This is a genomic window from Pseudomonas paraglycinae (genome assembly GCF_021601625.1).
Lineage (GTDB): Bacteria > Pseudomonadota > Gammaproteobacteria > Pseudomonadales > Pseudomonadaceae > Aquipseudomonas > Aquipseudomonas paraglycinae.
This window is the reverse complement of sequence record NZ_BQHR01000009.1, coordinates 260,995-284,287: the sequence shown is the minus strand read 5'-3', so window position 1 is coordinate 284,287 and position 23,293 is coordinate 260,995. Positions and strand designations below refer to the sequence as shown.

Below are 23,293 nucleotides of genomic sequence, written 5' to 3'. Positions count from 1 at the left end.
TCCCCCTCCACCGCCACCAACTTCACCCCAGGACTCACCCGCTCTCCCTGCAAAAAACTCCTCGGCGGTCCGTCGTTGAGGCTGAGTATCGCCACCGCCCCGCGACTCCCCACCATCACGCCGCTGACCTTGATCTCCACCGGCGCCGTTCGATTGGAAAACCACTGCAACGCCGGGTTGTCGCTGCGCGCAGCGAGCAGTTGCGGCGTAGCCGCCGGGGTGTGGGATTCGGCGGTGGTCAGGAGCAGGGATGACCAAGTGGCGATGCCGACGAGGGCGGCCAGCAGTGCGGCGGCCTGGATGATTTGGGGGGGTGAAAAGCGTGCGGTGAATCTCATGGGCTGAATCTCCTTTTAGTCCCGGTGACAAGACTACGCGGCAATTCTCACGGTTTTATTTCACACGCCTTACATGTTGGCCGTGCAGGATGGTTTTTTGGGACGGGGCTGGACGCAAGGGAGTGCGCATTCGATGAACCGGTGCAGGCAGCAGGGTTTTACGTTGATCGAGTTGATGGTGGTGCTGGTGATCATCGGTATCGCCAGTGCGGCGATCAGTTTGAGTATCAAGCCCGATCCGTTGCAGTTGCTGCGCAAGGACGCCGAGCGCGTGGCGCAGTTGCTGCAGATTGCGCAGGCTGAGGCCCGTGCGGATGGTCGGCCGATTGCGTGGTTGAGCGATGGCAAGGGGTTTCGGTTCAGTCGGCGCAGTGACAGTGGCAAGGGTTTTGATCATTTTGATCGGGACCCGCAGTTGCGGCCGCGTCCCTGGCAGAGTCCGAAGCTGGAGGTGCGGGTGGAGCCGAAGCAGAAAGTGGTGCTGAACGCGGAGTGGATCAATCCGCCGCTGCAGTTGACGCTGTCTGACGGGCTCAATCGGTTGAGTGTGCTGCGCGATGCTTCGGGCCGGATCAGCGTGCAATGAACAGACAAGAAGGTTTTACGCTGATCGAGGTGATGGTCGCGATTCTGTTGATGGCGGTGGTCAGTCTGATTGCCTGGAAGGGGCTGGACAGTGTCACGCGCGCCGACAGCCATTTGCAGGCCAGTGGTGAGCAGAGCGACAGCCTGTTGCGGGCGTTGAATCAGATGCAGCGGGATGTGGAGATGCGCGCCGGGATCGAGCTGACGGAGCCGAAGAAGGTCGGCACCGAGGATGAACCGGCGACGGCGCCGCCTGCGCTTACAGTGCGCAGCAGTGACAGCAAGGGGTTTCGGTTGGACATCATTCGTAGCGCGGCGGATCAGCCGGGGGCGTTGCAGCGGGTGCGCTGGTGGCTCAAGGGGGACACGTTGTATCGCGCGGTGGCACCGGCGCGGAGTCGGTATCCGTTGCCGGCGCCTACGGCTGGGGTGGCGGTTTTGGGTGAGGTGAGTGATTTGCAGGTGCGGGTTTGGGAGGCGGACAAGGGGTGGCGGCAGTTGAGCGGGAATCGGCGGGAGGATCCGTTGGGGTTGGAGGTGCGGTTGACTCGGGAGACGGCGCAGGGGGTGGAGAAGTATCGGCAGGTGATGGGGCCGTTGCAGTAATTGAAGTCACTGAGGTCCCTGTGGGAGCTGCGGTGCGACGATTCGACTTGCCAGCGATGGGGCCTTCACATCCAACATCTCATTGCCTGACATGCCGCTATCGCTGGCAAGCCAGCTCCCACAGGGTTTTAGGGTGTTTGTGGGTGTTGTGTTAGTTAGTTAGCTGAGGACGACTACGCCGCCCGGCAACTCGGTGCATTTGACGCCGTAGGCATCGCGAATCAAAGCGCCTACGCCGGCCAGTTGGTCAAGGGAGAAACGCGCCTGCACGCGGCGCTGGCCGAGTTCTCGGTTGAGCAGCAGCAACATGCCTGGGCGGTAACGGTTGATCTCGTCGATCATCTGGCTCAGGGTCGCGCCGTTGAACACCAGCACCTGCTGACGCCAGTTCATCACCGCCGCCGTGTCGACGCTTTGCACGGTGCCGACCTGTTGCGCGTCATAGGTCAGTTGCTGGCCCGGTTCCAGGCGCAGGCTACGACCTTCAACTTCCACTTCAACCGCGCCATCGAGGCACGTCACGCACACCTGTTGATCGAGGTTGCGCAGGTTGAACCGCGCCCTGCTCGCCCGCAACCAACCACCACCGGCCTGCATCGCCATCGGCAGTCGCGCGGTCTGCACTTCGACTTCGCCGCTGACCAGTTCAAACCCCTGCACGCCCTCATCCACCGAACGCTGGTTGATGCGGGTCTGTGTGTTCAATTCAAGGCTCAAGCCGTCGGCCGGTTCGACGCGACGTTGCTGGCCGACTTCGGTGATGTAATCAGCCCCAAGCCCTGAGAACCCGCCCGGAATCGTGCCGCGCACCAGCAGGAACGCCGCCGACGCGGCAATCGCGCCGCCGAGAAAGGCCCGACGTCCAAACCGGCGTGGTGCCTGCATCGCCTCGGCCGCCGGTTGCAGCAGGTGCCACAAGGCCTTGCACTCTTCGAAGGCGCGGGCGTGTTCGGGGCTTTGGGCGCACCACTGGCGCAGCGCTCGGGCATCGGCGACCGTGGCGCGGCCGGAGGTCAGCAGGATCAGCCAGTCGCGGGCTTCGCTTTGCAGACGCTCGGCAGGCGTGAGCTCGGCAGGTGTCAGACGGAAGATGTTCAAACGCACAGGTACTCGACGGGTTGATCGGGAGCTTCATTCACTAGACGGTTTTCCGGCCCCGCGACCGAACCGCTGAAACACTTTTCTTTCCAGTTTGGCCGCGCAGTGTCCGAGGGCAGCCTTGATTTCCTTCTCGACCATGCGCGTGGAGATGCCGAAACGCTGGGAGATTTCCAGGTGCGGCGCTTCTTCCAGCCGTGCGGCGATGAAGATCCGGCGGCGCCGCGCCGGCAGCTCGTAGAGGGCGCTGAGCAGGGACTGGATTTCCTTCTGGCCGCCGACCACGCGCATCGGGTCGAGCGCTTCGTCGCTGACTTGCAGCAGTTCTTCGACTTCACTGCCGGTGAGCAGTCGCGCATCGGCCTGGCGGCGGTCGGCGGCGATGTTCAGGGCCATGCGATAGAGGTAGGCGTTGGGCCGCAGCAGGTTCGGCGGCGCTTCCATGCGGTCGACCCGCAGGTAAGTTTCGTGCAGCACGTCGTTGGCCAGGTCCTCCGAGCCGAGACGGCGTCGCAGGCGCACCCGAAAGTCCTCGTAGGACGTCAGGAACAGCTGGACCATCGAACTTTGTCCGGCGTCTTTCATCCCCCGGAAACTCCTTCCCATTGTGTGCATTCCATGCGCTTTCCTGACGATTCGGGTAACAACAGCAACGTGACTGGCTGGCGCAATGCGCCGGGTGTCGGCCGGTCGATCTTGAGCGTGTGAAAACTGTCTACCAGCGCTGCATCGCGCCGAACATCGCCGGTCGAAGTGACCAACCGGTTGTGCTGCACCACGCCGTCGCGGCCGATCCACAATTGCAACACCGCGCGAAAACTGCCGGGCCGGGTCAGCGGCGAACGGCACAGGTTGCGCTCGATGGCCGCCTGCACCGCCGTGGCGTAGCTGCGGTTGACCGCTGCGCTGGCGGGGGTCGGTTTCTCCGCCGGCATCGGCACGTCCTCAACCTGCGCAACCTGCAAGGTGAACGCGTCGTTGCGGCTGTACTTGGCCATCAAGCCGCTGCCGCCGAGCATTCGGCGCAACGCTTCGGCAGCGGTGAATTCGCCATCCACCGCCAACGAACGTCGACCACGACTCAACTGACTGTCGACCAGCACCGCCATGCCGGTGGCGCGGCTGAACTGATCGAGGGCGCGGGCCAGTTCCTGGGCCGGGATGTGCAGCGTCATGCGCATCGTCGCCGGCATCGGGTCGGCGCCGGCGCTGCTCAGAAACAAGCCAAGCAGCAGCCCCAGACAGAGCTGGCGCACGAGCGCTGAGCGCACAACATCCTCCCTGGCACGGCCTCGCTGCACGGCTGATGTATCCCTGAAAACCGTCATCCTGAGGGCTGTTTATGAATCTGGTGTGACGGCCACTGCAAAAAAACCATCACGGGATCGGCGCGACCGTTGCACTAGACTCTGGAGCCAGAGCGGCCCCTTCGGGCCGGCCAGGAGGCACGCATGAAATCAGTCTGGAAAGTCGTCTTCGGCGGGTTGTTGCTGACGGTGTTGGGCGGTGCGCACGCGGAGGAGCCGCTGGGCTGCGTCGAGGTGACGGTGGGTGGCTACAAGGCGCCGAATTACGATTGCCTGAGCCAGCAGATGGGCAACAATCCCAATGGCGCGGCGGCTGCGCAGAAGAATCAGGAAGCGATGAATGTGCCGGTCAACAAGCGCCCGCCGAATCAGGTGGGGCTGGCGACGCCGGCGGCCACCAGTACGCGGATGGGCAACACGTTTGGTACGTCGGTGAAACCGCAGCGGCCACCGAACTAACTTTTACCTGATCGTTCCCACGCTCCCGCGTGGGAATGCAGCCCGTGACGCTCTGCGTCACTGGACGCGGAGCGTCCCTAGAGGCATTCCCACGCGGAGCGTGGGAACGATCACCGTGTGGGGGCGTGGTGCGTTCAACGCGCGGGCACGTGGAAGCGATCAACCGCTAGTGATCAATCGCTGGGAATCTGGCGGAAGCTCACCGCCAACCGGTTCCAGCTGTTGATGGTGCTGACGGCCATGGTCAGGTCCACCAGTTCCGTCTCGTTGAACTGTTCCCCCGCTTGCTGGTAAACATCGTCAGGCACACGGCTGTCAGCCAGCAGCGTGACGGCCTCGGTCCAGGCCAGTGCGGCCCGTTCGCGCAGGTTGAAGAAGCCGCTGTCGCGCCAGACCGCGATGGCGTACAACCGCCGATCCGTCTCCCCTGACCGCCGTGCTTCCACCGAGTGCATGTCGGTGCAGAACGCGCAGCCGTTGAGTTGCGAGGCGCGGATCTTGATCAGGTGCAGCAGCGGCGGTTCGATGCTCAGGCTGCTGGTCAGCGCTTCCAGGGCAATCATCGCTTTCATGGCTTTGGGTGAAGCGCTGTAGTAATCCAGACGCGGGGACATGGGCGGGCCTCGGGCAGCAGAAGAGTGATTTCACGGTAAACGCTGATTCGGCAACGTTACAGCCCCAATTCCACGAAAAAACGGCAGACCACTGCACCCGCGCCAAACACGATACCTGTGGGAGCGGGCTTGCTCGCGAAGGCGGTGTGTCGTTCACCTTTGACAGTGGCTGAACTGACGCCATCGCGAGCAAGCTCGCTCCCACAGGGTTTTGCGCCAATTTGGGGGATTTGCACTGCGCAACTTCTGCCGATACCGCATTCGGGAGTAATCTGGCCGGCACACTCAATCGCCCGGAGAGCCCCCTCGGTATGGAACTTCATGTCGTGATCAATGGCCGCAAGGATCTGGCCGGTCAGTTGTACCGGCAACTGCGCGACGCCATTGAATCCGGGCGTCTGGCCGCCGGCACGCAACTGCCGCCGAGCCGTTTGCTCGCCGAGCAACTGGGGATTTCCCGCAAGACCATTTCCGACACTTACGCGCAGCTGACTTACGAAAACTTCCTGACCGGAGTGATCGGCAAAGGCACTTACGTCAACGCCCGCTCAACGCCGGTGCAGCGCAAGCAAAGCCATTCCGAGCTGGCCAGTTCCGAGGTGATCGAGAGCTGGCGCAATCTGCCGGTGTTCCTGCGGCATCCGACGCTCGAGGGTTCGCTGCGCTATGACTTTATCGGCGGCGCTACCAGCAAGGGCCAGTTTCCCCAGGATGACTGGCGCCGCTGCGTCTCTCACGCGCTGCGGCAGATGGCCAATTCCAAAGGTTTTTACAGCGTGCCGGAAGGCCTGCCGGCGCTGCGCAATGCGATTGCCCGGCACATCGCGTTTTCCCGTGGTGTGAACTGTCAGGACGAGGACATCGTGGTGTGCAACGGCGCGCAACAGGCGCTGGACTTGATCACGCGGGTGCTGATCCGCCCCGGCAGTCTGGTGGCGATGGAAGATCCCGGTTATCCGCCGGCGCGGCTGCTGTTCGGCACTCACGGGGCGACGGTGGTCGGCGTACCGGTGGACGCCGAGGGCATTCAGGTCGAGCGGATTCCCGAGGGCACGCGGCTGATCTATGTGACGCCGTCGCACCAGTTTCCGCTGGGCATGCCGATGAGTGAGGCGCGGCGCGAGGCCCTGCTTGAGCGAGCCCATGAGCTGGGCGCGATCATCATCGAGGACGACTATGACAGCGAGTTCCGTTACGAAGGCCGACCGACCGATTCGCTGCACAAGCTCGATCAGCGCGGCATCGTCGCCTACGTCGGCACCTTCTCGAAAACCCTGCTGCCGGAGCTGCGACTGGGCTACGCGATCCTGCCGCCGGCGATTCTCGAAGCGGTGATCCGCGCCAAGCAGCTCACCGATTTGCACGCCTCCACCCTGCCGCAATGGGCGCTGGCCAAGTTCATCGCCGAAGGGTGTCTGCTCAAGCACATCCGCCGCTGCCATACCATTTACGCCCAGCGCCGCGAGCGGATCCTGGCGCGCATGGCCACCGACCTGTCGCCGTGGCTGCAAGCCGTGCCGCCCAGCGCGGGGTTTCATATGGCGGTGTTCTGCAAGGTGCCGATCGACTTGCCGCTGGTGATCGAACTGGCGAAGAAGGTCGAAGTCGGGCTGTACGCCATCGATGGCTTCTATTATCAGCAGCCGGCCAAAAGCGGGATGTACTTCGGTTTCGGCGCCATCGAAACCCTGGACATCGATATCGCGCTCGACCGCCTGCGCGACATTCTGCAACAGGTTGTTGGGTAGATTGGACTAAACGATTAACCGCCGATTGGTTATTGGTGATCCGGGGGTGCAGGCCTATCCTGCACAAGCGTTATCCCTCAATGAGCAGGATTCGTCCGGCCTGATTCAGGAGTGTGAGCAATGTCCAACGAAGTGATCAACACCGTACAGGTGCAGGCTGCCGCCGGCCGATCGGAGGAGCTGGGCAAGCAGCTGCAGAAGATCGTCGAAACCCTGCGCGAAACGCCGGGCTGCGATTCCTACATGGTCGACCGCTGCCCCGAGGACAGCCACCGCTGGACGGTCAGCGCCCGCTGGCAGTCGGAAGCGGCGATGCAGGCGCATTTCAATCGCCCGGAAGCTCAGGGGTTTATTGACTTGATCGACAGTCGTCTGGCCAATAGCGTGGATTTCAACTCCTTTCCGATCGTTTGACTTACTGACGCCATCGCTGGCAAGCCAGCTCCCACAAGGTTTTGTATTGTTCACAAATCATATGAACGACACAAAAAACTGTGGGAGCTGGCTTGCCAGCGATGGCGTATTTGAATGCGCTGCAATCCCCCAGATTGGTCACCTGATCTTCACGAGTATTGGCCGTTTGAATACCCCGGCCCGCGGACTACTGTGATGACCGACTCCCCCACTTATCAGGTGATCACCATGAAAGTCCTGCACTTGCTTGCCGCCCCGCTCGCCGCTCTGGCCCTCACCATCAGCGCTTCGGCACTGGCGCACGGCCCCGATTCCCCATCCGAGAAAATCTCGGTGCTGCAGGATCAGATGCTGAAAAACGTCCCCGGCAAAAAGGCCATGATGATCGAAGTCGATTACAAACCCGGCCAGTCCTCGATCGCCCACAAACACGACGGCACCGCCATGGCGTACGTGCTCGAAGGCGAGATCGTTTCCCAGGTCAAAGGTGAGCAACCGATCACCTACAAGAAGGGCCAATACTGGTACGAACCGGCCGGTTCCGAGCATTTGATCTCGAAAAACGCCAGCAAGAGCAAACCGGCCAAATTGCTGGTGTTCATGGTGCTGTCGCCCGATGAGAAAGTATTGATCCCCCTGGAAAACTGATTGCTGTTACGTCAGCCATAAATAAAAACGCTCAAATCGTCGATTTGGGCGTTTTTAATGCTGACCGCAATTAACCTGCCCGGCTTACAGCAAATAAAACTATTGGCCTCCTGATAACTTCACTGATTGGTCGTTTCATAAAACCGCCACAGGTTTAGTCTGATTCAACTGCCACAAACAGTGGCAACTTAAACTTTCCGACTGAAGTTGTTTCACGGGAGAAACACCATGAAACCTGCGTTCGCCAGCACTCTGTTCCTTTCACTGCTGACACTGACGGCCTGCTCGGTACCCACCGCGCCCAAAGCGGTATCGTCGCTCGACACGTTGCTGCCCCACCCGGTGGGCCGCAGCCACATGACCACCGTGAAGGCCGGCCCGGGCGTGTCGCTGGGCGTGATTTACAGCCCGAGCACCCAGACCAACCGCGACTACCTGCGCAACTACCAGGCCAACGCCGGCACCGGTTTCGGCCAGAGCTTGCTGGTGCAGCCGATCCACGATGCCTACGTCGCCACTTCGAAACCGGACATGGCGGTGGATTGGGTGAAAGCTTCGCTGCAACGTCAGTTCGGCTCGGTGACGGTGTACCCGGACATGCACAGCCTGCGTGCGGCCAATCCGGATGTGGTGGCGATCGTCGACACGCACAGCCAGTTGATTACGTCGCGCAGTTCAGACGTCAAGGCGGATGTGAGTGCGGATTTTTATGACGGGAAGTTCAACTATATCGGCACGGCCCAAGGGACGGATGCCAGAGCCTTGAGTCCGTTATGGGCGGATTACAAACGTTCGGAAGATATCGTGGCGGATATTAATGAACAGCAGAATGTGCAAGTTCGGGCGTTGCAGAAGTTTGACCAGTCGCTCAGTAATTTATTGACCAGGTCGGCAGGTAATGTGTCGATGCTTGATAGTAAACAACTACATAAGTTGCAGTGACTGTCAGGCCGCTGCCCTCACCCTAGCCCTCTCCCAAAAGGGAGAGGGGACTGACCGAGGTGTTTGTTAGAGTTACGCCGACGTGAAATACCGAGGCGAACTCAAGTGTTGAAAAACACACAAATCGGCTCCCTTTCCCCCTCGCCCCCCTGGGGGAGAGGGCTGGGGTGAGGGGGTTGGTTCTGTGCATCAACACATAAATACCGCCGAACACAGGCATGAAAAAACCCCGCCTCTTTCGAGAGCGGGGCTTTTTCATTCAACGGCTACTCAAGCAAGCTCAAGCTCCGCAGTCGCCGCAGCAGGCACGACCGCCTGACCGCTCAGCGCCACGTCGTTCAGCTCACGGTTGGCCACCGCGTACATGGCGTAGTCGGTGCCGCTGGCGGCACGGATTTCCACCAGCATCGCGCGCCAGCGTTCGATCATGGCGTCGTTCTGCTTCATCCACAGTGCCAGACGGGTTTCCACGTCCGAATCACCGCCGCCCGCTTGCAGAACGGCGATGGTGATCGCGCGTTGCTGCCAGTCGACGTCGTCGCGGAACGCTTCACGGGCCAGCGCTTGCCAGTTGTTTTCAACCGGCAAGGCGCTGATCTGCGAAATGTACCAGGTGATGTCCAGCGCGCTGCCCACAGCGAAGTACGCCTTGGCCACTTCGGCTGGATCCTGACCGGTCACATCGGCCGCTTCGATGATCGGCAGCAGCGTATAGAGGTGGGTAGTCCCCGCTACCATACGCGCCAGCAATTCCGGAACACCGGCGGCGACGTACGCCTGATAACGCTCTTGCCAGTTTTCGCGGATTTCGCCGCTCAGCAGCTCGTCCAGTTTCAGGCCCAGCTCTTTCAGGTGCGGACCGAAATGCGCGACGTCACGGGCAGCGTTCTGCTCGTTGCGGCGGGCACGCAGGAACCAGCGCGTAGCGCGACGGCCCAGACGCATCAGCTCGTCCATCAGCTCCAGTTGCACATCGGCGGAAACCTGATAGTCCAGCGCTTCGATCTGACGGAACCAGTGCGGGAGGTGGAAGATGTCGCGCACGATCACGTAAGCGCCCGCCACGTTCGCCGGAGTCATGCCGGTAGACTCTTTGAGCCTTTGAACGAAGGTGATGCCCATGTGGTTGACCAGATCGTTGGCGATCTGGGTGCTGACGATCTCGCGCTTCAGGCGGTGACGACGCATGGCTTCGGAGAACTTGCTGACCAGGGTCGGCGGGAACGCCGTTTCCATGTCGCGGGTCAGGTAGTCGTCGTCCGGCACCAGGGAGCCCAGCAGTTGCTCCTTGAGGTCGATCTTGCTGTACGAGATCAGCACCGACAGCTCTGGACGCGTCAGGCCATGGCCTTCGGCAACGCGTTCGGCCAGTTGCTCTTCGGTCGGCAGGAACTCGATCGCACGATCCAGCTTGCCACGGCCTTCCAGGTCGCTCATCAGACGCTTGTACTCGGCGATCCGCGCATAAGCACGGCGGGCCGCCAGGGACAGGGCCTGTGTCTGCTTGTAGTTGTTGCCAAGCACCAGACCACCGACTTCGTCGGTCATGCTCGCCAGCAACTGGTTGCGTTGCTTGTCGGTCATGTCGCCGGCCTGAACCACTTCGTTCAGCAGGATCTTGATGTTCACTTCGTGGTCGGAGCAGTCCACGCCACCGGCGTTGTCGATGAAGTCGGTGTTGGAACCGCCGCCATTGAGACCGAATTCCACACGACCCAGTTGGGTCATGCCGAGGTTACCGCCCTCGCCCACCACTTTGCAGCGCAGTTCGTTGCCGTTCACGCGCAGTGCGTCGTTGGCCTTGTCGCCGACATCGGCGTGGCTTTCGGTGCTGGCTTTGACGTAGGTACCGATACCGCCGTTCCACAGCAGATCCACCGGCGCCTTGAGCAAGGCGTTCAGCAGTTCGGTCGGGGTCAGCTTGTCGGCCTGGATGTCGAAGCGCTCTTTCATCTGTGGCGAGATGGCGATGCTCTTCGCGCTGCGCGAGAAGATGCCGCCGCCTTCGGACATGATGCTGGTGTCGTAGTCGGTCCAGGCCGAACGCGGCAGATCGAACATGCGCTGACGCTCGGCGAAGCTGGTGGCCGGATCCGGGTTCGGGTCGATGAAGATGTGCATGTGGTTGAACGCGGCAACCAGTTGCAGCTTGTCGGACATCAACAGGCCGTTACCGAACACGTCACCGGCCATGTCACCCACGCCGACTACGGTGATGCTGTCTTCCTGGACATTGATGCCGCGCTCGCGGAAGTGGCGCTGAACGCCAACCCACGCGCCCTTGGCGGTGATGCCCATTTTCTTGTGGTCGTAACCGGCCGAACCACCGGACGCGAATGCGTCACCCAGCCAGAAGCCGTAGTCGATGGCGATGCCGTTGGCGATGTCGGAGAAGGTTGCAGTGCCTTTGTCCGCCGCGACCACCAGGTACGGGTCATCGTCGTCATGCCGCACGACGTTGGCCGGCGGTACCAGTTTGCCGTCCTTCAGGTTGTCGGTGATGTCCAACAGGCCCGAAATGAAGATGCGGTAGCAGGCGATGCCCTCGGCCGCGATCTCGTCACGGCTGCCGCCCAGTGGCAGGCGACGCGGCAGGAAGCCGCCCTTCGCACCCACCGGCACGATGACCGAGTTCTTCACTTGCTGGGCTTTCACCAGGCCGAGGACTTCGGTACGGAAGTCTTCTTCACGGTCGGACCAGCGCAGACCACCGCGAGCGACGTTGCCGAAGCGCAGGTGCACGCCTTCGACGCGTGGCGAGTAAACGAAGATTTCGAACTTCGGCACCGGTTTCGGCAGCTCAGGGATCAAGTGCGGGTTGAACTTGAAGCTGAAGTACGACTTGTTCTGGCCGTTGGCGTCGGTCTGGTAGAAGTTGGTCCGCAGGGTCGCTTTGATCAGGTCCAGGTAACGACGCAGGATGCGGTCTTCGTTGAGGACTTGAACGTCGTCCAGCGCGGTCAGGATGGCCTGTTCCAGACGCTGTTGCTTGTCGTCCAGATCATCGCTGCCGAGCTTGCGGGCCAGGTAGAAGCGGGTCTTGAACAAGCGAGTCAGTTCGCGAGCGATGTCGGTGTGGTTGTTCAGGGTGCTGGCGATGTAGCCGAGGTCGAAGCCCAGACGAATCTGCTTCAGATAACGGGCGTAGGCACGCAGCAGCGCCACGTCGCGCCATGGCAGGCCGGCGGTCAGCACCAGACGGTTGAACGCATCGTTCTCGGCATCGCCACGGACGATGTGGACGAACGCGTCCTGCAGGGTGTCGTTGAGTTGCTGGATGTCCAGGTCCAGACCTTCGGCGGCGGTGAACGCGAAGTCGTGGATCCAGAACTCGCGGCCGTTGGTGTGACGCAGACGGTATGGGAATTCACCCAGCACGCGCAGACCGAGGTTTTCCAGGATCGGCAGTACGTCGGACAGTGCCAGCGGGGTATCGGCGTGATACAGCTTGCAATGCAGCTCGCGTGGGCCGGAGGCCAGCGGCTGGTAGAAGCTCATGGCCAGCGGCTTCTTCTCGCTCAGGTTGAGCAGGTGCTGCATGTCGACCACGGCCGAATGCGCTGCGAAACGCTCGCGGTAACCGGCCGGGAAGCCTTTCGGGAAGTCGGCCAGCACGTTGGTGCCGTTGGCTTCGCCGAAAGTTTCGACGGTCAGGGCGGCGTAGTCGTCCTGCCAGCTGCGGCAGGCCTGGATCACTTCGTTTTCCAGTTGCAGCGGGTCGATGTCGATGCGGTTTTTCGGGTCGACGCGCAGGATCAGTTGCACGCGGGCCAGCACGGACTCGGAGAAGAACGTCCAGAATTCGCAGTCGGAGGCTTTCAGGCGCTCCATCAGCACTTGCTGGATCTTCTGGCGAACTTCGGTGGAGTAGATGTCGCGCGGCACGTAGGCCAGGCAGTAGCAGAAACGACCGTACGGGTCTTTGCGCAGAAACACGCGGATCTTGTTGCGTTCCTGGATCTGCACGATCGACATCACGGTGTTGAACAGTTCGTCGACCGGGGTCTGGAACAGGTCGTCACGCGGCAGCACTTCCAGGACCTGGGCCAGTTCCTTGCCCAGGTGAGCCTTGGCCTGGAAGCCGGAGCGGCGCTCGATTTCCTCGACCTTGCGGCGGATGAACGGGATGACACGCACGCTTTCGCCATACACCGACGAGGTGTACAGGCCCATGAAGCGGTGTTCCTTGATCACTTTGCCGTCGGCATCGATTTCGCGAATCGACACGTAGTCCGGGTAAGCCGGACGGTGCACGCGGCTCGGATGCGCGGCCTTGGCGAACGACAGCAGGGTCGGTTCGCGCAGGTATTTCACGGCATAGTCTTCGATGTGGCGGTCTTCGTTGGTCAGACCGGTGCGCAGCATCTTGGTCAGGCCGAGGAACGAATTCTGGTCGTATTCGATGTGGCCGCCATCGGCCTGATCGACAACGGTGAATTCTTCGTAGCCGAGGAAGGTGAAGTGGTTGCCCACCAGCCATTCCAGGAAGCTCTTGATTTCGGTCTTCTCGTCGGCATCGACGGCGAATGCGCTGTTATCGAGCTTGGTGAGGATTTCCTGCACCTTGGCCTTCATCGGCTCGAAATCGGAGACCGCGACGCGGACTTCACCCAGAACCTGTTCCAGTTCCTTGCTCAGCACATTCAATTCGGCCGCATTGGCGCAGCGGTCGATTTCCAGGTACATCAGCGACTCGTGCAGAACGCCTTCGCCGGTGGTGCCTTTTGGCAGGATTTCCAGCAACTCGCCCTTGCTGCCACGACGCACGCTGAGCACGGTGGTCTGCAGGGTGTGGATGCTGTAACCGCGACGGTTCAGCTCGGTTCGCACCGAGTCCACCAGGAACGGCAAGTCATGGTGCAGCACTTCGACCGCGGTGTGGGTCGACTGCCAGCCGTGACGTTCGTAATCGGGGTTGTAGACGCGCACTTGCGGTTGCGCGTGATCGAAGCGCTCAAGCAGGCGCCACGCAGAGAGAGTACAGCCAGCGAGGTCGGAGAGGCGACGTTGGGTCAGCTCGTCCAGGGAAATGATGCCGAAGAATTGTTCAGCGAACAGCGCCACTTGTGGCAGTGCCTGTTCACTGATGTGCTGCGCCAGTGCCGCTTGCAGTTGGTGCTGGAAGTCGGCTTTGCTGGCTGCGGTGAAGAACGCCATCTGTGGTACTCCGCTTGGGCTTGTTATTGATGGAAAGCGTCGCGTGCAAAACCCCTTTCGGGGCGTTCCGTCGCCCTGTTCCTGATTCTCGGGCAGAGGAAACAGGGTGACAGGTGGGTGAAGCTGGACGAGACACTCAGGTCACATTCACCTTCCATGAATGGGCATCTGCAAAAACGACTGCCCGGCGCCGCTCGCGGGGCCATGGCAATGCCTTTACGGGTGCTCATCCGTTGCGCAGCTTAATGGGTGCGACAATGTGTCTGCTTGCGGTGCTGCGACATATTCGGTCATTGGCACGTAAACCAAGGCCTGCGCATCGGTAAACACTAGCATTCATGGGGCGGAACGCCGGTCTGAATGCCCGTTTTTACGGTACAGGCGTGCCAGGAATGACCATTGACCTGTGTCGCGTTCACGACACATCCTCTGACACTCTCACATGCAGAAATTCCCGGGGGCTGGCAGAATCGCGCCCAATTGCGACCAACAAGCCCGCCGAGGCAGGAATTCCCCATGCAAATGACCACCGCCCTTTTGATCGTCAACCCGTGCGACGACGAAGAAGACAACATGGCCATGCTCTGCTGCCACAGCGACAAGGGCGACATGTTCCTGATGAGCCGCTACCCGGACGAGGACGAGCTGGAGATCACGCTGGATGGCGAGCCGTCGACCCTTGATGGCGTCAAGGTCACTTTGACCAAAACCCTGTTGAAGATCGAAATCGCTGCAGCCGATGCCGATGCGTTGAACGGGGATGATGTGCTGGAAATCACTTTCAATCCGGACATGGTGGATCTGGCTGAGGTCGAGGAAACCCTGAAGAACATTCTTGATGGTACTGGCACCTATATCAGCCAGATTTGATGGCATCTGGGCCGGCCCTTTCGCGAGCGAAAGGGCCCGAAAGAACACCGCACCTACCCCACCCTACAAAATTCCAACAAATCCCCCGGTCATTTCCCGCACTTTGCGCAAAATGCCGTTAGTCGCCACCCCCTGCGATGGATTAAAGTAACGCCCCCAGCCCCGGCGTTATCCGAACGCCTGTGGCCTCCCTTTCCAGGAACAGTCATCGATGGAACATCGTGAAGCGCTGCTGGCGCTGCGAACCTTTCTTTCAACGCAGATTCTCGGCCAGGAAAAACTCATCGAGCGCTTGCTCATCGCCCTGCTCGCCGACGGCCACATGCTGGTCGAGGGCGCTCCGGGTCTGGCCAAGACCAAAGCGATCAAAGAGCTCGCCGAGGGCATCGAAGCCCAGTTCCATCGCATTCAGTTCACCCCGGACCTGCTGCCCGCCGACATCACCGGCACCGAGATCTATCGCCCGGAAACCGGCAGCTTCGTGTTCCAGCAAGGCCCGATCTTCCACAACCTGGTGCTGGCGGACGAAATCAACCGTGCCCCGGCCAAGGTGCAATCGGCGCTGCTGGAAGCCATGGCCGAACGTCAGGTCAGTGTCGGGCGCAGTACATACGAGCTGTCGCCGCTGTTCCTGGTGATGGCCACGCAGAACCCGATCGAGCAGGAAGGCACCTATCCGTTGCCCGAAGCCCAGCTCGACCGCTTCCTGATGCACGTGAAAATGGGCTTCCCGGATGCCGCCGTCGAGCGTCGGATCCTGCAACAGGCCCGCGGCGAAGCCCTGAACGGCGAAACCAAGCCCGAACGCCGGGTCAGCCAGCAGGCGATCTTCGCCGCGCGCAAGGAAATCCTTGGCTTGTACATGGCGGACGCGGTCGAGGAATACCTGGTGCAACTGGTCATGGCCACGCGCAACCCGGCCAAGTTCGACCCGGAAATGGCCGAGTGGATTGCCTACGGCGCCAGCCCGCGCGGCTCGATCGCCCTCGACCGCTGCGCCCGCGCCCACGCCTGGCTGGCCGGTCGCGACTTCGTCAGCCCGGAAGACATCCAGGCGGTGCTGTTCGACGTGTTGCGTCACCGCATCATTCTGTCGTTTGAAGCCGAAGCCGCTGGCATCGATCAGGATCGCGTGGTGCAACGGATTCTCGACGTCGTAGCCGTCGCTTGACCCCGATGAACGCCTCCCTGCCGTCCGAACCGGGCATCCGCATCAGCCTCGCCGAGCTGATCGAGATGCGTCACCGCGTGCGCGAAGTGCAGCTGTTTTCGACGCCGAGCCAGCGCAGCCCGCTGATCGGCCTGCATCACTCGAAATTCCGTGGTCGCGGCGTCGACTTCGATCAGGTTCGGGTCTATCAGGCCGGCGACGACGTGCGCACCATCGACTGGCGCGTGACGGCGCGGACGCAGGAACCGCACACCAAACTGTTCCATGAAGAACGCGAACGGCCGATTTTCATCATGGTCGAGCAAAGCACGCGGCTGTTTTTCGGCTCCGGGCTGATGTTCAAATCGGTGCTTGCGGCGCAGGCTGCGGCGCTGATCGGCTGGGCTGCGCTGGGTCACAACGATCGGGTGGGCGGGCTGGTGTTCGGCGACAACGAGCATTACGAAATCAAACCACGGCGCAGCAAGCAGAGCCTGTTGCAATTGCTCAACCGGCTGGTGAAGGTCAACCAGTCGCTGCACAGCGAGCGGGAGCCGGACCGCGACGCGTTTGGCGTAGCGTTGCGTCGGGCCCGTGAAGTGCTGCGACCGGGCAGTCTGGTGATCGTGATCTGCGACGAGCGCGCACTGTCCGACAGCGCCGAGCAGCAATTGAGCCTGCTGTCGCGCCATTGCGACCTGTTGATGCTGCCGCTGTCCGATCCGCTGGACCACGCCCTGCCCGCCGCCGGCCTGCTGAGATTCGCCGAACGCGGCGCGAAACTGGAACTCGACACCCTCAACTTCGACCTGCGCCAGACCTACCGCGCCCAGGCCGAAGCGCGGATCGCCCGTTGGGAATTGCTCGCGCAGAAGCTGCGCGTGCTGTTGATGCCGCTGAGCACCCAGAGCGAAATGGTCGAACAGATGCGCGAGTTCCTTAACCCGCAACGTCCGGGGAAAGGTCGATGAACGGCCTCGAACAACTGCAACCGCTTATCTCCCCGCCACCGATTGCCTTCTGGCCGCCGGCACCGGGCTGGTGGCTGCTGCTTTTACTGTTGCCGGTAATCGGTTTCGCGATCTGGCGGCTGCGGCGTTTCATTCCGATCAAGAAAAAACCGGTCATGCGCGCCGAACTGCCGCTCGATCCGGTGCGCATCGCCGCACTCGCCGAACTGGCGCAGATGCCCAAACCCTATGACGGCGCCCCGGCCGGGGCCTGGCTGCAGCAGCTCAACGGCTTGCTCAAGCGCCTGTGCCGCAACCACTATCCCTACAGCCAGAGCCACACCCTCAACGGCCGCAAATGGCTGGCGTTTCTCGACAACCGTTGCCCCGCTGCCGGCCTGACCCGCTGGATGGTGCTCGTCGAAGGCGCCTACAAACCCGAGTGCAAACTCGACGACAAAGCCATCGCCGGCCTGACCCAGGCAGTCGACACCTGGATCCGCAAACATGTTTGAGTTCGCCTGGCCATGGATCTTTCTGCTGTTGCCGCTGCCGTGGCTGATGCGCCTCGTGCTGCCGGTGGCCGACAGCGGCGAACCGGCGCTGAAAGTGAGTTTCCTGGGTGACCTGGAAGGCCTCGCCCGCCGCCGCGCCCGGGCCAACCTGCCAGCGTGGCGCCAGCAAGCGCCGTTCATACTGCTGTGGCTGTTTCTGCTGATCGCCGCCGCCCGCCCGCAATGGCTCGGCGAACCGCTGCCGATTGCCGCCAGCGGTCGTGATCTGCTGGTGGCGGTGGACGTGTCCGGCTCGATGGATTTCCCGGACATGCAATGGAACGACGAAGACGTCAGTCGCCTGTCGCTGGTTCAGCATTTGCTCGGTGATTTCCTGGAAAGCCGCGATGGCGACCGCGTCGGCCTGATCCTGTTCGGCAGCCAGGCCTACCTGCAAGCGCCGCTGACGTTTGACCGACGCACCGTGCGCGTGTGGCTCGACGAAGCGCGGATCGGCATCGCCGGCAAGAACACCGCGATTGGCGACGCCATCGGCCTGGCCCTGAAGCGCCTGCGCATGCGCCCGGCCCAGAGTCGGGTGCTGATTCTGGTCACCGACGGCGCGAACAATGGCGGCGAAATCGACCCGCTGACCGCCGCAAAACTGGCCGCCAGCGAAGGCGTGAAAATCTATCCGATCGGCATCGGCGCCGATCCCGAAGAAAGCGGCGCCACGGCGTTGCTCGGCGGCAACCCGACCCTCGATCTCGACGAACCGGCGCTCAAGGCCATCGCCGAGGTCACCGGCGGCCAATACTTCCGCGCCCGCGACGGCCAGCAACTGCAAGCGATCAAGGACACCCTCGATCAGCTCGAACCCGTGACTCAGCAACCGACCCAGGCCCGACCGGCGCAGGCGTTGTATCAGTGGCCGCTGGCGTTCGCGCTGCTGCTGAGCATTTTGCTGGTGGCCCGTGTGCTGTGGCCGGACAACCCGCTGCAACGGCTGTTCACCAAGGAGCTGTATCTGCAAAGCCCTCTGCCTGACTGGCGCGAGCGCCTCAAGCGCCTGCGTTTGCGGAGGCGCCGATGATCGCCCTCTGGCCGCACTGGTTCCGCCCCTGGTGGCTGTTGCTGCTGCCGGTGCTCGGCTGGCTGATCTGGCAGCTCTGGCACCGGCAGAAACGCGCGGGTCGCTGGCAGATGATTCTGCCGCCGGCCTTCCACGCCACGCTGCTCAGTGGTGGCAGCGGTCGCGACAGCAAATTGCCGTGGGTCGCCCTGAGCGTGGCCTGGCTGCTGACGATCCTGGCGTTGCTCGGACCGAGCTGGGAACGGGTCGAACAGACCAGCCAGAAACCCGCCGACCCGTTGGTAGTGGTGCTGGAACTGACCCCGGAAATGCTCGCCACCGACTCGCCGCCAACGCGACTGGAACAGGCCCGGCGCAAGCTGTTCGACCTGTTGCAGGTGCGCAGCGATGCGCAGACCGCTATCGTCGTTTACGCCGGCAGCGCCCATACGCTGGTGCCGTTGTCGGATGACCTGGCGACCAGTCGCAATCTGCTCGACGCGCTCAAGCCTTCGCTGATGCCGGAAAGCGGCCATCGCGCCGATCTGGCAGTGAGCAAGGCGCTGGCGCTGCTCAAGCAGGGCGCGTTGGGTCAGGGGCGGATTCTGCTGATTGGCTCTTCGCTGTCGGAAGAGGAGCGCCAAGGCATTCGTCATGCGCTGAGCGGCCAATCGGCGCAATTGTTGATGCTTGGTGTCGGCACCGCCGAGGGCGCGCCGATTGCTCAGGAGGACGGCAGTTTCCTCAAGGATGAACAAGGCGCGATCCGGGTGCCGCAACTCGACAGCCCGGGCCTCGGTGCCTTCCTCAACGCAGTCGGCGGCGAGTACCGCAGCGCACGGCTGGATGAATCCGATCTGGGCGACCTCGGCCTGCTCGATGGCCCGCGCAGCCTGCGCGACGATGGCCAGACCGTGCGCCTCGACACCTGGGCCGATCAGGGTTACTGGCTGCTGTTGCCGCTGTTGTTGCTCGCCGCGTGCGCAGGGCGGCGTGGCTGGCTGTTCTGCCTGCCGTTGCTGCTCGCGTTGCCGCAACCGAGCTATGCCTTCGACTTCGAAGACCTGTGGCTGCGTCCCGATCAGCAAGGCCTGCATCTGCTCAAACAGAAGCGCCCGGCCGAGGCGGCGAAGCATTTCGAAGATCCGCAATGGCAAGGAGTGGCGTTGTACGAGGCCGGCGACTACAGTGGCGCCGCTCAGCGTTTCGCCGAGGGCAACGACGCCCACGCCCACTACAATCGTGGCAATGCCCTGGCCAGAAGCGGCGAGCTGGAAGCGGCGCTGGACGCCTACGAGCAGGCCCTGGAACGTCAGCCGGATCTGCGTCCGGCACTGACCAACAAGGCGCTGGTGGAAAACCTGCTGAAACAGAAAAACGCCCCGCCGCCGGCCGAACCGCAAGACAAACCGGCGCAGCCAAACCTACCGGGCGATGAACCACCGCCAACGACCGCTCCGCCGCCAGCGGTCAAAAGCGAAACCCAGAGCGAACCGCAAACCGGTGAGTCCGCCAGCGAACCGCCACCGACCACCCCGCCGCTGCCGGGTGCCAACGAGTTGCCGGACAGCGAACCGGGCGAGGAACAGAACACTGCGCCGCTGCTGCGCCCCAATGAGGACACCCTCGAAGGCGAGCAACAGCAGGCGCTGGAACAGTGGCTGGGCAAGATCCCGGATGATCCGGGCGAACTGCTGCGACGCAAATTCTGGTACGAACAGCAACAACATCAGGATCAGGAAAACATTCGATGACCCGTTTCACCGCTCTCTTGCTGCCCCTGCTGATCTGCACGGCCACCGCCCAGGCGGCCGAGCTGACGGCCAGTGTGGATCGCAGTCGCCTGAACTCCGGCGAGACGGTCGAACTCACCCTCGAATCCAACGATGTCACGCAGTTCGGCAAACCGGACCTGAGCCCGCTGGAGCCGTTGTTCGAAGTGCGCGGCACGCGTCAGGTCAACCAGTTGAACACGCTCAACGGTGACAACCGCGCCACCACTCGCTGGATCATCACGTTGCTACCCAAGCAGAACGGCAGCGTTGAAATCCCGCCGCTGAAATTGGGCGAAGTCGAGAGTCAGCCGATCACCGTGCAGGTGATCGAGAGCGACACCCGTGAGGAGAACAACGCCCGCGAACCAGTGTTCATCGAAGCCAGCCTCGACCAGACCAGCGTCTACGTGCAGGCCCAGGCCATCCTGACACTGCGTATCTACCATTCGGTGTCGCTGTACGACGACAGCAGCCTGACGCCGTTGCAGATTGCCGACGCGCGTATCGAGCAACTGGGCGAAATGCGCACCTACGAAAAAGACATCAACGGTGTGCGCCATGGCGTGATCGAGATGCGCTATGCGATCTATCCGCAGCACAGCGGTTTGCTGAGCATCGCCCCGCAGACCTTCAGCGCCACACTGGTCGATACCCAACCCTCGCAGGACGCCACGGCGCAGGGGCCGAAGCCGGGCAAACTGATGCGCGTCAGCTCCAGCGCCACGTCGCTGACGGTCAAACCCAAACCGATGACCTACCCCAGCGATGCGCCTTGGCTGCCGGCCCGCAGCCTGAGCCTGAGCGAAAGCTGGAACCCGGAGCCGGAACACACGCAAGTCGGCGACTCCCTGACCCGCAGCCTGACCCTCAAGGTCGAAGGCCTGGCCAGTTCGCAACTGCCCGCCCTGCCCGCCACCGAAGCCAACGGCCTGCGCCGCTACCCGGATCAACCGGTGCTGAACAACCAGAGCAGCGACCGCGGCCTGATCGGCAGCCGTGAAGAGCGCGAAGCGCTGGTGCCGAGCCGCAGCGGCTCGATCGAGTTGCCAACGGTAGACGTGGTCTGGTGGAACACCTTCGAAGATCACCTGGAACACACCAGCCTGCCGGCGCGCACCCTGCAGGTGGCGAACAACCCGAGCCTGCAAGTCGACACCCCGGCCGGCAGCGCGCAACCGCTAAGCGCCGCCGACAGCGAAGCCTTGTGGTGGTGGAAACTCAGCACCTTCGTTTTCGCCTGCACCACCCTGCTCGGCTTCGGCCTCTGGTGGCGTGCCCGCTGGCAACCGGCGATCCTGCGCGCCGCGCAAACCGGCCCAAGCCCGCGCACCCTGCTCGACGACATCAAACGTGCCAGCCAGGCCAACGACCCCCACGCCACCCGCCAGGCCCTCGACGCCTGGGCCCGTCAGCAACCGGAAACCCTGGCGGATATGGCGGCGCGGTTTGTGCCGCTGTCGGATGCGCTCGATGGTTTGAACGGAGCGCTGTACAGCGAGACCGGGCAGCACTGGCAGGGTGAGGATCTGTGGCGGGCGATCCGGACGATTCCGACGGCGGAGCGGGTGCAGGATCCGGTTGGGGATAGTGGGTTGCCGCCGCTTTATCCGAAGTAGGATCGCGATAAACATTGCGTCGGGGGTTGCGTTTGAAAGCCCCTTGCAAGGACTAAGCAGTTTATAAATGAATAAACTCGAGATCTGCCCACCCCGCCGCCTTCCTTGATTTTATAGAAACCTGAGTTTCCAATAATCACTCCCCTCTTTTACCCAATATCGTTCTCTATCGGGAATCAGGAAATTGAAATCAACGCACTGAGCAATCCAGCCAGGGTATGCGGATTCTTCGTGACAGCGGCCATAGTCCATATGCATGTATATTTTTCTGTCAAAGTTCACATAGAACTTAGGAAGCCGCGAAACAAAAATATTAGCCAACTTGAATTCGTCAACACTCAGCGCTTCGCCCGATAAATAATGCTGCTCTATTCGTTCAAATAGCTTCCCGTCGGGTTCAAACAGGGCATCCAGTTCCAGTGGAGAGAGAACCTTTCCTTCTGAAGCCTTGAGATACTGCGGAAAGTTCTCTGCAGTCAACCTCAACACCCCTCCTCGAAAATTCTTGCACGCCAGCTCATACTGCTCTTGAGTTATATCCCCGCTTTCCAGGTAGGCGCGATAATCTTTTTCCGCATCAAGGCAGAAATTATATTTCTCATCAACAACCCAGAAACAGCTACCGCAACATACAAAAAAACCAATACTTTTTTCGCCTTCCCAGAGATCATCACAAACTGCTTGATTCAATATCATTCCCCGAACTCTTTTAAGAATCCACCTTCATTTTTTTGCGGAAATTTTTTATGCAAGTAAATCCTATAACTTGAAGGCGCTGCCTCGATGAGAGCGGCAACATTGTCTCCTCGGGCTGAAGAACAGTCGACTATGGATTCTACAAAGTAATAACGCTGTTCCGCCCCTTCACCCAGGCAACGTTGAAGATCCTTAAAGAAAATCAAAAGACTTTGGAATGAATGGGCAGACACCAATGCACTCCCTAAAAGTTCATACGCTGAAATATAGTAGGCGTTTTCCACAACGCCCTGCGCGCCGCCCAGATCAGACAATGCCATCTCCAAGAATTCGGCCGAGAGCAGACCCGAAGAGATCAGCAACTGTAAAAACTCTTCAAAAAGTTCATCAGGCAAACGTGTAGTCGACATTCTCTCCCTCCAAACCATCACCGCTTAAACCGGACGAATCATGTCCACACTTGCTGACCGTCAGTCGTAATCCATACTACGCCAGCGGGAGCCGTGGTCAAAAACCAGAGTCCAACACCATCAAGATCATCGCCCCCGGGGCAAGCAGGCCACGCGAGCTTGATAAGATCAATTTGCTCATCAATTCCACCCGTGAGAAATTTTCCATCCAGCGCGAGTTTTACGTGTCCCTCAAGCATCAGATCAAAAAAGGGGACAGACTTATTTAATCAAATAAATCTGCCCCCCCTTTTACTCGCCCCCCTTTACTCATATATTTTCTCCGAAATAATTTCCAACTCATC

At 61.3% G+C, this 23,293-nt stretch carries 23 protein-coding genes; 14 read left to right on the top strand and 9 right to left on the bottom strand.

Translation table 11 applies throughout. From position 1 onward, the window contains the following. Positions 1 to 338: general secretion pathway protein GspC (locus tag L6D82_RS16030; RefSeq protein ID WP_236190384.1), on the bottom strand; the 338-nt coding region annotated here is incomplete at its 3' end. A gap of 133 nt (positions 339 to 471) precedes the next feature. Between L6D82_RS16030 and gspH the strand changes: the two genes are divergently transcribed. Beyond that, entirely contained in the window at positions 472 to 924 is a 453-nt protein-coding gene (gspH, locus tag L6D82_RS16025; RefSeq protein ID WP_011334577.1) for a type II secretion system minor pseudopilin GspH, read from the top strand. Further along, positions 921 to 1,529, top strand: a complete 609-nt coding sequence (locus tag L6D82_RS16020) for a type II secretion system protein GspJ (protein WP_236190382.1) — start codon at positions 921 to 923, stop codon at positions 1,527 to 1,529. Before gspH ends, L6D82_RS16020 begins: the two co-directional genes overlap by 4 nt. 159 nt (positions 1,530 to 1,688) lie before the next feature. Here the strand turns inward: L6D82_RS16020 and L6D82_RS16015 are convergent, their stop codons facing one another. From L6D82_RS16015 to L6D82_RS16005, 3 genes are read right to left on the bottom strand one after another with little or no spacing between them, the layout of a single operon-like run. Continuing rightward, positions 1,689 to 2,627 carry a FecR family protein gene (locus L6D82_RS16015; protein ID WP_102718160.1) on the bottom strand — a complete coding sequence of 313 codons (939 nt, stop codon included), beginning with the start codon at positions 2,625 to 2,627 and terminating at the stop codon, positions 1,689 to 1,691. Between the two features lie 33 nt (positions 2,628 to 2,660). Beyond that, entirely contained in the window at positions 2,661 to 3,212 is a 552-nt protein-coding gene (locus L6D82_RS16010; protein WP_011334580.1) for an RNA polymerase sigma factor, read from the bottom strand. After that, positions 3,209 to 3,955: an STN domain-containing protein gene (locus L6D82_RS16005; RefSeq protein ID WP_373870909.1), complete on the bottom strand. Its 747-nt coding sequence runs from the start codon at positions 3,953 to 3,955 to the stop codon at positions 3,209 to 3,211. Before L6D82_RS16005 ends, L6D82_RS16010 begins: the two co-directional genes overlap by 4 nt. A gap of 123 nt (positions 3,956 to 4,078) precedes the next feature. Here L6D82_RS16005 and L6D82_RS16000 point away from each other — a divergent pair, with 123 nt between their 5' ends. Beyond that, positions 4,079 to 4,393, top strand: coding sequence for a hypothetical protein (locus L6D82_RS16000; RefSeq protein ID WP_085746257.1), 315 nt, complete (start codon positions 4,079 to 4,081; stop codon positions 4,391 to 4,393). Between the two features lie 173 nt (positions 4,394 to 4,566). Here L6D82_RS16000 and L6D82_RS15995 read toward each other — a convergent pair whose 3' ends face one another. Continuing rightward, the gene (locus L6D82_RS15995) at positions 4,567 to 5,007 is read right to left on the bottom strand and encodes a carboxymuconolactone decarboxylase family protein (protein WP_236190378.1); all 441 of its coding nucleotides are present in this window, start codon (positions 5,005 to 5,007) and stop codon (positions 4,567 to 4,569) included. Between the two features lie 311 nt (positions 5,008 to 5,318). Here L6D82_RS15995 and pdxR point away from each other — a divergent pair, with 311 nt between their 5' ends. From pdxR to L6D82_RS15975, 4 genes are all read left to right on the top strand, one after another. Further along, the gene (gene pdxR, locus L6D82_RS15990) at positions 5,319 to 6,755 is read left to right on the top strand and encodes a MocR-like pyridoxine biosynthesis transcription factor PdxR (protein WP_236190376.1); all 1,437 of its coding nucleotides are present in this window, start codon (positions 5,319 to 5,321) and stop codon (positions 6,753 to 6,755) included. 120 nt (positions 6,756 to 6,875) lie between these two features. Further along, positions 6,876 to 7,169, top strand: coding sequence for a putative quinol monooxygenase (locus L6D82_RS15985; RefSeq protein WP_007959339.1), 294 nt, complete (start codon positions 6,876 to 6,878; stop codon positions 7,167 to 7,169). 228 nt (positions 7,170 to 7,397) lie between these two features. Continuing rightward, complete coding sequence (locus L6D82_RS15980; protein ID WP_236190404.1) at positions 7,398 to 7,817, top strand: cupin domain-containing protein; 420 nt, start codon at positions 7,398 to 7,400, stop codon at positions 7,815 to 7,817. Positions 7,818 to 8,045: 228 nt separating this feature from the next. Further along, positions 8,046 to 8,759 (top strand): ATPase, encoded by a 714-nt coding sequence (locus tag L6D82_RS15975; protein ID WP_236190374.1) that lies wholly within the window; start codon positions 8,046 to 8,048, stop codon positions 8,757 to 8,759. Between the two features lie 270 nt (positions 8,760 to 9,029). On the opposite strand, the gene L6D82_RS15970 is transcribed toward L6D82_RS15975, so the two are convergent. Beyond that, entirely contained in the window at positions 9,030 to 13,916 is a 4,887-nt protein-coding gene (locus L6D82_RS15970) for an NAD-glutamate dehydrogenase (protein WP_236190365.1), read from the bottom strand. A gap of 516 nt (positions 13,917 to 14,432) precedes the next feature. Here L6D82_RS15970 and L6D82_RS15965 point away from each other — a divergent pair. From L6D82_RS15965 to L6D82_RS15935, 7 genes are all read left to right on the top strand, one after another. Next, positions 14,433 to 14,786: a hypothetical protein gene (locus L6D82_RS15965; RefSeq protein ID WP_003225678.1), complete on the top strand. Its 354-nt coding sequence runs from the start codon at positions 14,433 to 14,435 to the stop codon at positions 14,784 to 14,786. A gap of 211 nt (positions 14,787 to 14,997) precedes the next feature. Further along, complete coding sequence (locus L6D82_RS15960; protein WP_011334589.1) at positions 14,998 to 15,957, top strand: AAA family ATPase; 960 nt, start codon at positions 14,998 to 15,000, stop codon at positions 15,955 to 15,957. Positions 15,958 to 15,962: 5 nt separating this feature from the next. Beyond that, positions 15,963 to 16,907, top strand: a complete 945-nt coding sequence (locus tag L6D82_RS15955) for a DUF58 domain-containing protein (RefSeq protein WP_236190363.1) — start codon at positions 15,963 to 15,965, stop codon at positions 16,905 to 16,907. Further along, positions 16,904 to 17,401 (top strand): DUF4381 domain-containing protein, encoded by a 498-nt coding sequence (locus L6D82_RS15950; protein WP_236190353.1) that lies wholly within the window; start codon positions 16,904 to 16,906, stop codon positions 17,399 to 17,401. Before L6D82_RS15955 ends, L6D82_RS15950 begins: the two co-directional genes overlap by 4 nt. Further along, a complete protein-coding gene (locus tag L6D82_RS15945) occupies positions 17,394 to 18,473 on the top strand; it encodes a vWA domain-containing protein (RefSeq protein ID WP_236190352.1) in 1,080 nt (359 codons plus the stop codon). The genes L6D82_RS15950 and L6D82_RS15945 overlap by 8 nt, the downstream gene beginning before the upstream one ends. After that, on the top strand, positions 18,470 to 20,206 hold the full coding sequence (locus tag L6D82_RS15940) for a tetratricopeptide repeat protein (protein WP_236190350.1): 1,737 nt from the start codon (positions 18,470 to 18,472) through the stop codon (positions 20,204 to 20,206). Before L6D82_RS15945 ends, L6D82_RS15940 begins: the two co-directional genes overlap by 4 nt. Continuing rightward, positions 20,203 to 21,843, top strand: a complete 1,641-nt coding sequence (locus L6D82_RS15935; RefSeq protein WP_236190348.1) for a BatD family protein — start codon at positions 20,203 to 20,205, stop codon at positions 21,841 to 21,843. Before L6D82_RS15940 ends, L6D82_RS15935 begins: the two co-directional genes overlap by 4 nt. Positions 21,844 to 21,954: 111 nt before the next feature. On the opposite strand, the gene L6D82_RS15930 is transcribed toward L6D82_RS15935, so the two are convergent. The 3 genes from L6D82_RS15930 to L6D82_RS28695 are packed head-to-tail and all read right to left on the bottom strand — an operon-like array spanning position 21,955 to position 23,188. After that, a complete protein-coding gene (locus L6D82_RS15930) occupies positions 21,955 to 22,539 on the bottom strand; it encodes a hypothetical protein (RefSeq protein WP_236190338.1) in 585 nt (194 codons plus the stop codon). Further along, entirely contained in the window at positions 22,536 to 22,949 is a 414-nt protein-coding gene (locus L6D82_RS15925) for a hypothetical protein (RefSeq protein WP_236190336.1), read from the bottom strand. The genes L6D82_RS15930 and L6D82_RS15925 overlap by 4 nt, the downstream gene beginning before the upstream one ends. Before the next feature lie 38 nt (positions 22,950 to 22,987). Further along, positions 22,988 to 23,188, bottom strand: a complete 201-nt coding sequence (locus L6D82_RS28695; protein WP_373870908.1) for a DUF596 domain-containing protein — start codon at positions 23,186 to 23,188, stop codon at positions 22,988 to 22,990. Positions 23,189 to 23,293: the final 105 nt, after the last annotated feature.

Bases quoted from the DNA above. Each gene is read 5' to 3' on its own strand.
- L6D82_RS16000 (WP_085746257.1), top strand. From the start codon at position 4,079: ATGAAATCAGTCTGGAAAGTCGTCTTCGGCGGGTTGTTGCTGACGGTG.
- L6D82_RS15970 (WP_236190365.1), bottom strand. From the start codon at position 13,916: ATGGCGTTCTTCACCGCAGCCAGCAAAGCCGACTTCCAGCACCAACTG.
- L6D82_RS15930 (WP_236190338.1), bottom strand. From the start codon at position 22,539: ATGATATTGAATCAAGCAGTTTGTGATGATCTCTGGGAAGGCGAAAAA.
- L6D82_RS15960 (WP_011334589.1), top strand. From the start codon at position 14,998: ATGGAACATCGTGAAGCGCTGCTGGCGCTGCGAACCTTTCTTTCAACG.
- L6D82_RS15955 (WP_236190363.1), top strand. From the start codon at position 15,963: ATGAACGCCTCCCTGCCGTCCGAACCGGGCATCCGCATCAGCCTCGCC.
- L6D82_RS15925 (WP_236190336.1), bottom strand. From the start codon at position 22,949: ATGTCGACTACACGTTTGCCTGATGAACTTTTTGAAGAGTTTTTACAG.
- gspH (WP_011334577.1), top strand. From the start codon at position 472: ATGAACCGGTGCAGGCAGCAGGGTTTTACGTTGATCGAGTTGATGGTG.
- L6D82_RS15975 (WP_236190374.1), top strand. From the start codon at position 8,046: ATGAAACCTGCGTTCGCCAGCACTCTGTTCCTTTCACTGCTGACACTG.
- L6D82_RS15935 (WP_236190348.1), top strand. From the start codon at position 20,203: ATGACCCGTTTCACCGCTCTCTTGCTGCCCCTGCTGATCTGCACGGCC.
- L6D82_RS15995 (WP_236190378.1), bottom strand. From the start codon at position 5,007: ATGTCCCCGCGTCTGGATTACTACAGCGCTTCACCCAAAGCCATGAAA.
- L6D82_RS15945 (WP_236190352.1), top strand. From the start codon at position 17,394: ATGTTTGAGTTCGCCTGGCCATGGATCTTTCTGCTGTTGCCGCTGCCG.
- L6D82_RS16020 (WP_236190382.1), top strand. From the start codon at position 921: ATGAACAGACAAGAAGGTTTTACGCTGATCGAGGTGATGGTCGCGATT.
- L6D82_RS16010 (WP_011334580.1), bottom strand. From the start codon at position 3,212: ATGAAAGACGCCGGACAAAGTTCGATGGTCCAGCTGTTCCTGACGTCC.
- L6D82_RS15985 (WP_007959339.1), top strand. From the start codon at position 6,876: ATGTCCAACGAAGTGATCAACACCGTACAGGTGCAGGCTGCCGCCGGC.
- L6D82_RS15980 (WP_236190404.1), top strand. From the start codon at position 7,398: ATGAAAGTCCTGCACTTGCTTGCCGCCCCGCTCGCCGCTCTGGCCCTC.
- L6D82_RS16005 (WP_373870909.1), bottom strand. From the start codon at position 3,955: ATGACGGTTTTCAGGGATACATCAGCCGTGCAGCGAGGCCGTGCCAGG.
- L6D82_RS15940 (WP_236190350.1), top strand. From the start codon at position 18,470: ATGATCGCCCTCTGGCCGCACTGGTTCCGCCCCTGGTGGCTGTTGCTG.
- L6D82_RS28695 (WP_373870908.1), bottom strand. From the start codon at position 23,188: ATGCTTGAGGGACACGTAAAACTCGCGCTGGATGGAAAATTTCTCACG.
- L6D82_RS15965 (WP_003225678.1), top strand. From the start codon at position 14,433: ATGCAAATGACCACCGCCCTTTTGATCGTCAACCCGTGCGACGACGAA.
- pdxR (WP_236190376.1), top strand. From the start codon at position 5,319: ATGGAACTTCATGTCGTGATCAATGGCCGCAAGGATCTGGCCGGTCAG.
- L6D82_RS15950 (WP_236190353.1), top strand. From the start codon at position 16,904: ATGAACGGCCTCGAACAACTGCAACCGCTTATCTCCCCGCCACCGATT.